Source organism: Bradyrhizobium sp. WYCCWR15520, assembly GCF_056174665.1.
On record NZ_JBWBWM010000090.1, the window covers coordinates 1 to 11864 of the forward strand.

The window sequence follows — 11864 nt, forward strand, 5'->3', positions numbered from 1 at the left end:
GAGTGAATCACAAATCAAGTTTGCAAGGAATCCCGCTCCAAAGGCCCGCTTTCCGGCAAATTCAATTACTGCAAAATGCCGTTTCCGGATTCCAAATCAACGGCTTGGGAATTCTTCACGGACGACTGGGTAGCGCTTCCTCCATCTTGTTCTAAGAGGCGCATCTCACCTTCAAGGGTAAGTCCGATGCTGAAATTGCCTTAGCCTTCGGTGCGCTGGAGCGCCTTCTCGAGTTCCGCTACGGCTCGCGAGGGGGTTCGGCCTGCTCGGAATTCTCATGGTAAGGAGACGACGAGAATGATTCCGCTCGCGGTCGCGGATCGGTTATGATCGGCAATACGGGCAGGCGGTCGGCCAGTTCTTCATACACAAAAGCGACCATTCAGGCGTCCCTTGCGAACGCGGCCGAGTTCTTCAACGGTCTGGTAGGTCAGCACCACCTCATTCAAATGCTGCTTCAGTAAACGGTAAGTAACTTCGCCGCGCGGCCACCGGCTACGAAAAGACGGCCAGAAATGACATGGCCGTCGTCACGATTTTGGTTACGATATTATGGCTCGATAAAACTGCACCCGAAAGATCACTGGAGAGAAGAAACGAACTTTGCGCCGTCCGGCAGTTCGCACACGAATTCGCCCTGATGTACTACTTCGGTCGCCCCGACGATCAGCTTGGATGCCCGCACCGTAAGCTTGCCTTCGCGGCTGAGGCTGTGGCGAATGTATTCCGTCACTGGCTGTCCCGAGCTATCCACGGTTTGATGCGCATTAGCAAAGCTGATGCCGTTCTGGGCGGTCACCCTGAACGCACTAATAAGCAGCCCGGCCTGCGTCGCTGGTCCGGGCTTGCCGCCATCGAGCGTGGTACAGCGGCTTAGGTCCAATATGAGCTTCACATTCTTGCCGGCCTGCAGGGCACTGAGCACCTCAACGTATTTCGGCGAGGGCTCATCGGCCTTGGCCATCGTGCTCACGCTCACAGCCGAAAGCAACGAAAACAGGATCGACAGGCATCTGCGATTGAACTTCATACTCTCTTCTCCTTCACAACAACACCGCACGCCACGCATGCGGCAACTCCGATGTCGCGTCCGCAAACAGCTTGGTAGATTCCCGACATCGAGCATGTGCGCTTCGCAACAACTACACGTGTCGCAACCGCTTGCAAGTTGTTGCGAAGGCTAATCCAACCTCACAAGCTCGTACGTAAGGTTTTTCGAAGTGGCGTCACCGTTTGCGACATCCTGTGCACTGTTTTGTCCAGGGGTGGCAGCGTCGAAACGAGGAATCGCAATAGTGCGTAAATGCAAAGGAGGCCGATATGAGCGAAAGCGTGCAGGTTAGGACTCTCATATACACGTGAGCGGAACAGCTTCGAACGAGCCTTCAAACGACGGGCGTTCTTGCTGCGCATTTTGTGTGGTCGCCCGTCAGGGGGCCGCTGCCGCCCGAAGAAATGGTCCGGAATGGACGGGAGGCGAAACTGATCCAGTGGGAGAACGAGCAAAATACTTGATAGTTCAAGGAAGTTGACCTCGGTCTATCGAAACAAGGTTGGCGGAATGTCAATGGCGCAACGGCAGCGTTGATTGCTTGCCCCCGCGCTTGGCGCGACTCCGGGGCCACCCCGCTCATGCAATGAATGACTAGCTGACCCGCGGCGCTCCCGCCGAAAACGGTGCGTGACATACGCACTCGCTCGCTAGCATGCGGCGGTGCGTCGCGAGCTCATTTGCTTAGAGGTTACGTAGATGTTCCTGCTGCGCAATCGAAATGGAAGGTCATGCGTCGTCATGATTTGTGACGCAGTATATCTAATCCGTTCGGATGCCCACGCCCCTCTGGCCACACTGCGCAACGAAGTCTCGCCTACTTCGAAATCCGGCGATCGTCCAGCCACTAGTCTAAGGAGGAAATGGCCCATAGGTAGGCGCGTCCTGCCGCAATTGAAAATCCGTGCGCCCGACGCCGGCGAATCGACGCCGATCATCGGCACTATTTCGTGTGGCATATCATTTGCACGGGTTTGTCTGGGTTGGACGACCAAGTGCCGCGCCATCCCCAACCGGCCCCACGCACCTTATACCCGGCAGTGTGCGTTGGGCCGGTGCTGTTGCAGCATAGGAGATCGACGCTCGACCGCATTCACCGGTGTTAAGTCGGATGCAGCCGCTTGTGCGATGACCGATACAACGGCCGAGAACGCTGCGCTCAAGCGTGCCGGCAGGAAGGAATGGCAACGCGTGGTCATGACATGATCTAGCGCTGCTCGCTGACTGCCGCGCAACGTGCGCCTCGGCGCCAACACCAACGCGTTCGAGGGAGGATTTCGACTGTGTGAAGAAGGGGCGATTAACGCGCCCAGTGTACGGCGATAGAGAAATGCCGGAGCTGGCGCCTCCAACGTACAGGCGCGTGAGCTTTGCGTTCGCTCTTGGTCGTCATCGCGATGCTATTTCAAGGCCAAGCATGCATTTTTTCACCTTGAGCTTAGGGGGCTACTACAAGATTCGGTAGATGGCAAAAGCCAAATTGAGGCCCTAGGGTCTGGCCGCCTTCCCCGCCGATCATCGTCGACGAACAGAAGTGAACGCAAGCGCAAGTGAGGCCGCTGCCCGCAGCACCTGCCGGTCACCTACCGCCCTTGCGTCGCTTAGAGAGTGAAGTGCCACCATGTCCGAACAACCTTTGCCGACGCTGCCGATGTGGCGCGTCGATCACATCGAGCCCTCGCCCGATATGTTGGCGCTACGCGCCGACGGTCCGATCCACCGCGTGCGCTTCCCATCCGGGCACGAAGGCTGGTGGGTGACAGGCTACGATGAGGCCAAGGCGGTGCTGTCCGACGCGGCGTTCCGGCCCGCGGGAATGCCGCCGGCCGCATTCACCCCGGATTCGGTGATTCTTGGTTCGCCGGGGTGGCTGGTCTCGCACGAGGGGGGCCAGCATGCCCGGTTACGCACCATAGTGGCGCCGGCCTTAAGCAACCGCAGGGTGAAGCTGCTCGTGCAGCACGTCGAGGCGATCGCCGCGCAGTTATTCGAGACACTGGCGGCCCAGCCCCAGCCCGCCGACCTGCGGCGCCACCTCTCCTTTCCGCTTCCGGCCATGGTCATCAGCGCGCTGATGGGGGTGCTCTACGAGGATCACGCCTTTTTCGCCGGGCTGTCCGACGAGGTGATGACGCATCAGCATGAAAGCGGCCCGCGCAGCGCGTCGCGCCTGGCCTGGAAAGAACTGCGCGCCTACATTCGCGGCAAGATGCGGGACAAGCGCCAGGATCCGGGCGACAACCTGCTGACGGATCTGCTCGCGGCGGTCGACCAGGGCAAGGCGACCGAGGAAGAGGCGATCGGCCTGGCGGCGGGCATGCTGGTGGCGGGGCACGAGAGCACCGTCGCGCAGATTGAATTCGGCCTGCTGGCTATGTTCCGCCATCCGCAACAGCGCGAACGCTTGGTCGGCGATCCTTCCCTGGTGGACAAGGCGGTGGAGGAAATCCTGCGCATGTACCCGCCTGGCGCGGGCTGGGACGGCATCATGCGCTATCCGAGAACCGACGTGACGATCGCGGGCGTGCATGTTCCCGCGGAGAGTAAGGTGCTGGTCGGCCTGCCGGCGACATCGTTCGATCCGCGCCATTTCGACGACCCGGAAATCTTCGACATCGGACGCGAAGAAAAGGAGCACCTGGCGTTCTCCTACGGGCCGCATCACTGCATCGGCTCGGCGCTGGCCAGGCTGGAACTCAAGGTGGTGTTCGGTTCGATCTTCCAGCGCTTTCCCGCGCTGCGCCTGGCCGTGGCGCCCGAAGAACTGAAGTTGCGCAAGGCGATCATTACCGGCGGGTTCGAGGAGGTCCCGGTGCTCTGGTGATGCGCGGACGGCGCCGGGGATCGCGATTATTCTCCGCAATTTGCCGGCGCCTGGCGCGCGCCGGTCAGATCAGCCAGCCAACAGGTAACCAAGATGGACGTGCGAGAAACCACTGCAGCATGCCGCGACGCCTTCGCGGAACTGGCGTCGCCAGCGTGCATCCACGACCCGTATCCGTTCATGCGGTGGTTGCGCGAGCACGATCCGGTGCATCGCGCGGCGTCGGGCCTCTTTCTGTTGAGCCGCCACGCCGACATCTACTGGGCGCTCACGGCCACGGGCGATGCGTTTCGGGGACCGGCGCCGGGCGAACTGGCGCGCTATTTCCCGCGTGCGGCAACCAGCCTGTCGCTCAAGCTGCTGGCGTCCACGCTAGCGATGAAGGACCCACCGACGCATACGCGTCTGCGCCGGCTGATCTCGCGCGATTTCACCTTGCTCCAGATCGACAATCTGCGGCCGAGCATCGCGCACATCGTCGCAGCGCGCCTGGACGGCATGGCGCCGGCGCTAGAGCGTGGGGAGGCGGTCGACCTGCATCGGGAATTCGCGCTGGCCCTGCCCATGCTGGTCTTTGCCGAACTGTTCGGCCTGCCCCAGGACGACATGTTCGGGCTCGCCGCCGGCATCGGCGCCATTGCGGAAGGCCTGAGCCCGCACGCCAGCGATTGCCAGCTCGCCGCGGCGGACGTGGCCAGCGCCAGGGTGCAGGCCTACTTCGGCGACCTCATACAGCGCAAGCGCACCGATCCCCGCCACGGTATCGTGTCGATGCTGGTCGGCGCACACGACGACGATGCCGACACGCTGTCGGATGTGGAGTTGATCAGCATGCTGTGGGGCATGCTGCTGGGCGGCTTCGCCACAACTGCTGCGACCATCGACCATGCGGTCCTGGCCATGCTGGCGTATCCCGAACAGCGGCATTGGCTGCAGGCAGACGCCGTGGGGGTAAAGGCATTCGTCGAAGAAGTCCTGCGCTGCGACGCGCCCGCCATGTTCAGCTCCATTCCGCGTATCGCCCAGCGCGACATCGAACTGGGCGGCGTGGTGATTCCGAAGAACGCGGACGTGCGCGTGCTGATCGCGGCCGGCAATCGCGACCCAGACGCCTTCGCTGATCCCGACCGCTTCGATCCCGCGCGGTTCTACGGCACCAGTCCTGGCATGTCGACCGGTGGGAAGATCATGCTGAGCTTCGGCCACGGCATCCACTTCTGCCTCGGTGCGCAACTGGCCCGGGTGCAGTTGGCCGAGAGCCTGCCGCGGATCCAGGCGCGCTTCCCCGCGCTAGCGTTGGCCGAGCAGCCGACCCGGGAGCCCTCCGCGTTCCTTAGGACGTTCCGCGCGCTGCCGGTGCGGCTGCATGCGCGAGGGGGAGGCTGAGATGCGCGTCGTGGTCGACCAGGATCTGTGCAGCACCACGGGGCAGTGCGTGCTGACGCTGCCGGGCACCTTTCGCCAGCGCGAACCGGACGGCGTGGCCGAAGTGTGTGTGGCGACGGTCCCGCAGGCGCTGCACGCCGCCGTGCGGCTCGCGGCCAGCCAGTGCCCGGTCGCCGCCATTCGGGTCATCGAAAGCGACACTGGGGATGACGAGCACGCCAGCGCCAACCTTGCGTTCTCCGCCGGAGGCCGAGCGGCATGCTGCGAAAGACTAACGCAATCCAGGAGGACGCGATGGGACGGTTTGAAGGCAAAGTGGCTGTGGTGACCGGCGCCGGCGCCGGCATCGGCAAGGCATGCGCCCTCGCCATCGCGCGGGAGGGCGGCAGAGTGGTGGTGGCCGACATTGATGGCTCGGCGGCTATCGCCTGCACCGCGCAGATCGCGGCCGAAGCGGGCCACGCGCTGGCCCTGGCCATGGACATCGCCGATGCGCAGGCGGTGGCAGCGCTGTTCGAGACGGCGGAGCGGCACTTCTGTGGGGTCGACCTGCTGGTGAACAACGCGAGCGCCATGCATCTGACCCCGCGCGACCGCGCGATCCTCGACCTGGACCTTGCGGTCTGGGATCAGACCATGGCGACCAATCTGCGCGGCACGCTGCTCTGCTGCCGGCAGGCCATCCCACGGATGATCGCCCGCGGCGGTGGCGCGATCGTCAACATGTCGTCGTGCCAGGGGCTCAGCGGTGACACCGCGCTGACATCCTACGCCGCGTCGAAGGCGGCGATGAACATGCTGTCGGCCTCGCTCGCCACCCAGTACGGTCATGCGCAGATCCGCTGCAATGCGGTTGCGCCCGGTCTCATCATGACCGAGCGTCTCCTCGCCAAGCTGGACGCGTGCGTGCAACGGCATCTGCGCCGACACCAGCTCCTGCCGCGCGTCGGCCGCCCCGACGATGTGGCCGCGCTGGTGGCGTTCCTGCTCTCCGACGATGCTGCGTTCATCACCGGCCAGGTCGTGTGCATCGACGGCGGCATGCTGGCGCATGTGCCGACATACGCCGACGGTGGCAACAGCCGCGCCGCGCGGCCTGCCGGCGCGACCGCCGAAGGGGACGCGGCGCCGCGCTGCTGATGGACATGCTGCTCAACCCGCTGAACCGTCGGCATCGGCTGCGGCACGACATCCCGGTCGTGCCGGGCGCTTTTCCCTTGGTCGGGCATCTTCCCGCCGTCATCTGCGACCTGCCGCGCCTGCTGCGGCGCGCGGAACGGACGCTGGGCAGCCACTTCTGGCTGGATTTCGGCCCTGCCGGACACCTGATGACCAGTCTGGATCCGGATGCTCTCGCACTGCTCCGGCACAAGGACGTGTCCTCGGCGTTGATCGAAGACATCGCGCCCGAATTGTTTGGCGGAACGTTGGTCGCCCAGGACGGCATCGCGCACCGGCAGGCGCGCGATGCGATCCAGGCGGCGCTTCTGCCCAAGGGTATGACTCAGGCCGGCATCGGCGAGCTGTTCGCGCCCGTCATCCGGGCGCGCGTGCAGAGGTGGCGCGACCGGGGCGACGTCACCATCCTGCGCGAAACCGGCGATCTAATGCTCAAGCTCATCTTCAGCCTCATGGGAATCCCCGCGCAGGACCTGCCGGGATGGCATCGCAAGTACCGGCAACTGCTGCAGTTGATCGTCGCGCCCCCGGTCGACCTGCCCGGACTGCCCTTGCGGCGCGGCCGCGCCGCCCGCGACTGGATCGATGCGCGGTTGCGCGAGTTCGTCCGCGCCGCGCGCGAACATGCCTCGCGCACCGGGTTGATCAACGACATGGTGAGCGCCTTCGATCGCAGCGACGATGCGCTTTCCGATGACGTCCTGGTCGCCAATATCCGCTTGCTGCTGCTTGGTGGTCACGACACCACCGCCTCGACGATGGCCTGGATGGTGATCGAGCTAGCGCGGCGGCCTGGGCTGTGGGACGCCCTGGTCGAGGAGGCGCAACGCGTAGGCGCGGTGCCGACCCGGCACGCGGACCTGGCGCAGTGTCCGGTCGCCGAGGCGCTGTTCCGCGAGACGCTGCGCGTGCATCCGGCGACGCCGCTCCTAGTGCGTCGCGCACTGCGTGAATTGCGACTCGGCCAACGGCGCATTCCTACGGGCACCGATCTGTGCATCCCGCTGCTGCATTTCTCGACCTCGGCGCTGCTGCACGAGGCGCCTGATCAGTTTCGGCTGGCGCGGTGGCTGCAACGCACCGAGCCGATCCGGCCGGTGGACATGCTGCAGTTCGGTACCGGCCCACACGTCTGCATGGGCTACCACCTGGCATGGCTGGAACTGGTGCAGTTCTGTATCGCCTTGGCGCTGACCATGCACGAGGCCGGGGTGCGGCCGCGGTTGCTGAGCGGCGTCGAAAAAGGCCGGCGCTATTACCCGACCGCACATCCGTCCATGACTATCCGCATCGGATTCTCATGAGCTGGCATCGCATGCCCCGTGTGGTGAGGCAGCGGCGCCGGCGACGCGCGGCATTGCTGCACTTGGCGCGCGCGCTCGGTGCGAGGCCGGCAACACCGCGGCGGCTCGCCGCTCGCCGTGGCCGCCTCCTGGCAGGTACAATGACATGAACAACATGCAGACCGGTTGCACACCACACGGCGAGCGAACTGGCGTTTCCGCGCTCGGTGGATTGGGCGCGCAGGCGCGCGGCGCATCCGGCTGGCTGCTGCCGGAGATCTGGATGCAGGACGGCGCAAAGCGGGTCGAACAGGCGCTGACGCGTCTTCTCTGCGGTGAAGACGACGGTGAGACCGAGCTGATGGCGGCGATGCGCTACGCCACCTTGCATGGCGGGAAGCGCACCCGTACCTTGCTCTGTCTGGCTGCCGGGGCGCTGGCCGACACGCCGGCGCACATGCTCGACAACGTCAGCGCCGCCATCGAGATGATGCACGCCTGTACCCTGGTCCACGATGACCTGCCCGCGATGGACGACGACGTGCTTCGCCGCGGGCTTCCGACCGTGCACGTCAAGTTCGGCGAAGCCACTGCGATCCTGGTCGGCGATGCGCTGCAGGCGCACGCCTTCCTGACCCTGGCGAGCCTGGATGCGCCGGGCGACAACCGTATCGCGCTCGTGCGCGAACTGGCGCAGGCGGTATCCGCCGAGGGTGCCGCAGGCGGGCAGGCCATGGATCTGTCGCTGGTTGGAAAGCACGTCGAGCTGGACAGGATCCTGGCGATGCACCGGATGAAGACCGGAGCGCTAGTGCGCGCGTCCGTTCGCATGGGCGCGCTATGCGCCATCGCGGAGGATGCCGCGCACGCTGCGCTATACTGTGCGCTCGATCGCTACAGCGCCTGTTTCGGCCTAGCGTTACAGGTGGTCGACGACATTCTCGACGCGACAGCGGATATCGCGACGCTGGGCAAGACCCCCGGCAAGGACGCGGCGGCGCAGAAGCCGACCTGTGTGTCGATCATGGGGCTGCAGGCAGCGCGCCAGTTCGCGCCGGATCTGTTGCGCGACGCCGGGGAGGCCATCGCCCCGCTGGGGCCGCGTGCGGAAAGGTTGGCGCAGATGCTGCAGCGGGCCAACGCCTATCTGTTCAAGCACGTGCCATGCGCGTGAGCGCGCCCGTCCGCATGGAATCGCCCCTGTGCCGCTGCGATCAGCAGGCGGCAGCGGTGCATGCTGCACTCTGTCCGAGTCCGCTGCGCCGATCGCAGCGGTTGCCCAGCACGGCCGCGGCGCACGCGGCGCGCTGCGCGGAGACCCATGCAGCGAACCGGCGCAGCATCGGGGCGCGTCGCCGCGCCGGAGCAAGCGGCCATCCGGCGCTGCCCATGCGCCGGGCCGCAACTGCCTGCGGCGACGTGCGCGGGGTCTGCCCGATCCTGGCTCTCGTCAAGCGTCTGCAGAAGGAACATCCGACGTGAACGCGCTGTCCGAACAGATCCTTTCCGAATTGCGCCACCTGCTGAGCGAGATGAGCGATGGCGGCAGCGTCGGTCCGTCCGTCTACGACACGGCGCGAGCTCTGCAGTTCCACGGCAACGTCACCGGTCGGCAGGACGCATACGCGTGGCTCATCGCGCAGCAGCAGGCCGATGGCGGATGGGGAAGCGCGGACTTCCCGCTGTTTCGCCATGCGCCCACGTGGGCGGCGTTGCTGGCATTGCAGCGTGCCGATCCTCTTCCCGGCGCTGCCGACGCAGTCCAGGCTGCAACCCGATTCCTCCAGCGCCAGCCCGATCCCTACGCGCATGCGGTGCCGGAAGACGCGCCTATCGGCGCGGAGCTGATCCTGCCGCAGTTTTGCGGCGAGGCCGCATCCTTGCTGGGCGGCGTGGCGTTTCCGCGCCACCCGGCGCTGTTGCCGTTGCGGCAAGCGTGCCTGGGCAAGCTGTCGGCGGTGGCGACCTTGCCGAGCGGCCATCCGTTGCTGCACTCCTGGGAAGCCTGGGGGACGTCGCCGACCACCGCATGTCCGGATGATGACGGCAGTATCGGCATCAGTCCGGCGGCCACCGCCGCGTGGCGTGCGCACGCCGTGACACAGGGGAGCACGCCGCAGGTCGGGCGCGCTGACGCGTATCTGCAGGCGGCATCGCGAGCGACGCGCAGCGGCATCGAAGGTGTCGTTCCCAACGTCTGGCCGATCAATGTGTTCGAGCCATGCTGGTCGCTGTACACCCTGCATCTGGCCGGGCTGTTCGCGCATCCCGCGCTCGCCGAGGCGGTGCGCGTGATCGTCGCGCAGCTCGACGCCCGCCTGGGCGTGCGCGGTCTGGGCCCGGCCTTGCACTTCGCAGCCGATGCGGACGACACCGCCGTTGCGTTGTGCGTCCTGCGCCTTGCAGGCCGCGACCCGGCCGTCGATACGTTGCGCCATTTCGAAGTCGGCGAGAAGTTCGTCACCTTCCCCGGCGAGCGCAATGGCTCGGTGTCGACCAACATTCATGCCCTGCATGCGTTGCGACTGTTGGGAAAGCCCTCCGCCGGCACCAGCGCCTACGTCGAGGCCAATCGCAACCCGAACGGTCTATGGGACAACGAGAAATGGCACGTTTCGTGGCTGTATCCCACCGCGCACGCCGTCGTTGCGCTGGCGCAAGGCAAGCCCCAGTGGCGCGCCGAGCGCGCGCTGGCGGCGCTGCTGCAGGCGCAGCGCGAGGACGGAGGCTGGGGCGCCGGTCGCGCGTCCACATTCGAGGAAACCGCCTATGCGCTGTTCGCGTTGCACGTGATGGACGGGAGGGAAGAGCCGACTGGGCGCCGGCGCATCGCGCAGGCGGTGGCGCGTGCGCTGGAGTGGATGCTCGCCCGCCATGTGGCGCATCGATTGCCGCAGATGCCGCTGTGGATCGGCAAGGAACTGTATTGCCCCACCCGGGTCGTGCGCGTGGCCGAACTCGCCGGGTTGTGGCTGGCGCTTCGTTGGGGGCGGCGCGTCCCGGCCGAAGGAGCAGGAGCGGCGCCATGATCCAGACCGGACGCGCGCTGCAGCAGGTGCTGGAGTGGGGGCGTTCCCTGACCGGGTTCGCCGACGAGCATGCCGTGGAAGCGGTCAGGGGCGGCCAGTACATCCTGCAGCGCATCCACCCGAGCCTGCGCGACACCAGCGCCCGCACCGGCCGCGATCCGCAGGACGAAACGCTGATCGTGACGTTCTATCGCGAACTGGCGCTGCTGTTCTGGCTCGACGATTGCAACGACCTTGGCCTGATCGCGCCGGAGCAGCTCGCCGCGGTGGAGCAGGCGCTGGGGCAGGGCGTGCCGTGCGCGCTCCCGGGATTCGAGGGCTGCGCTGTGCTGCGCGCTTCGCTGGCCGCGCTCGCCTACGATCGGCGCGACTATGCTCAGCTTCTCGACGATACCCGGTGCTACTGCGCGGCGCTGCGCGCCGGCCACGCGCAGGCGGCAGGGGCGGAACGCTGGTCCTACGCCGAGTACCTGTACAACGGCATCGATTCGATCGCCTACGCCAACGTGTTTTGTTGCCTGTCGTTGCTGTGGGGGCTGGACATGGCGACGTTGCGCGCGCGTCCGACGTTTCGCCAAGTCCTGCGGCTCATCTCCGCGATAGGGCGCCTGCAGAACGATCTGCATGGACGCGACAAGGACAGGTCGGCCGGCGAGGCCGACAACGCGGCGATCCTGCTGCTGCAGCGCTATCCGGCTATGCCTGCGGTGGAGTTCCTCAACGACGAGCTGGCCGGCCATACGCGCATGCTGCACCGGGTGATGGCGGAAGAACGCTTTCCCGCGCCGTGGGGACCGTTGATCGAGGCCATGGCGGCCCTCCGCACGCAGTACTACCAGACCTCGACCGGCCGCTACCGCAGCGACGCTGCGGGGGGAGGGCAGCGTACGCCGGCCTGAACGCGCGGGAGGCGTGCGCGCGCTGCCGTCGGTCTGATCCGACGCAACGCCGTCGCCCGATGCGACGGATGGAGCGAGCGGGAACGCGTCGTCCGTGAAGAAGATTGATTTCACGCTGGATTAAGCCGACCGCCGGAGAAGAGTGCGGTCAGGAAGAGGTGCAGCAAAAGCCTGAGCCAGCGGATGAGGCGGCGGAAGTTGTAGCCGGCGGCG

General features: G+C 65.8%; 8 protein-coding genes and 1 pseudogene. 8 read left to right on the forward strand and 1 reads right to left on the reverse strand.

All coding sequences use genetic code 11. The features are described 5' to 3' along the window. Positions 1 to 580: 580 nt before the first annotated feature. Complete coding sequence (locus AC0QUY_RS41300) at positions 581 to 1030, reverse strand: VirK family protein (protein WP_161855463.1); 450 nt, start codon at positions 1028 to 1030, stop codon at positions 581 to 583. Between the two features lie 1642 nt (positions 1031 to 2672). Between AC0QUY_RS41300 and AC0QUY_RS41305 the strand changes: the two genes are divergently transcribed. The 8 genes and pseudogenes from AC0QUY_RS41305 (at position 2673) to AC0QUY_RS41340 (ending at position 11651) form a co-directional block, all read left to right on the forward strand. Then, positions 2673 to 3875, forward strand: coding sequence for a cytochrome P450 (locus AC0QUY_RS41305; RefSeq protein ID WP_161855462.1), 1203 nt, complete (start codon positions 2673 to 2675; stop codon positions 3873 to 3875). 93 nt (positions 3876 to 3968) lie between these two features. Further along, a complete protein-coding gene (locus AC0QUY_RS41310; protein ID WP_161855461.1) occupies positions 3969 to 5261 on the forward strand; it encodes a cytochrome P450 in 1293 nt (430 codons plus the stop codon). Between the two features lies 1 nt (position 5262). Continuing rightward, positions 5263 to 5536 (forward strand): annotated as a pseudogene (locus AC0QUY_RS41315) (ferredoxin). Between the two features lie 19 nt (positions 5537 to 5555). After that, on the forward strand, positions 5556 to 6401 hold the full coding sequence (locus AC0QUY_RS41320; protein WP_161855460.1) for an SDR family oxidoreductase: 846 nt from the start codon (positions 5556 to 5558) through the stop codon (positions 6399 to 6401). After that, positions 6401 to 7744 carry a cytochrome P450 gene (locus AC0QUY_RS41325; RefSeq protein ID WP_161855459.1) on the forward strand — a complete coding sequence of 448 codons (1344 nt, stop codon included), beginning with the start codon at positions 6401 to 6403 and terminating at the stop codon, positions 7742 to 7744. Before AC0QUY_RS41320 ends, AC0QUY_RS41325 begins: the two co-directional genes overlap by 1 nt. Positions 7745 to 7898: 154 nt before the next feature. After that, the gene (locus tag AC0QUY_RS41330) at positions 7899 to 8897 is read left to right on the forward strand and encodes a polyprenyl synthetase family protein (RefSeq protein ID WP_161856789.1); all 999 of its coding nucleotides are present in this window, start codon (positions 7899 to 7901) and stop codon (positions 8895 to 8897) included. A gap of 304 nt (positions 8898 to 9201) precedes the next feature. Beyond that, entirely contained in the window at positions 9202 to 10752 is a 1551-nt protein-coding gene (locus AC0QUY_RS41335; protein ID WP_161855458.1) for a hypothetical protein, read from the forward strand. Beyond that, positions 10749 to 11651 (forward strand): terpene synthase family protein, encoded by a 903-nt coding sequence (locus AC0QUY_RS41340; protein ID WP_065754549.1) that lies wholly within the window; start codon positions 10749 to 10751, stop codon positions 11649 to 11651. Before AC0QUY_RS41335 ends, AC0QUY_RS41340 begins: the two co-directional genes overlap by 4 nt. The last annotated feature ends 213 nt before the right edge of the window (positions 11652 to 11864 follow it).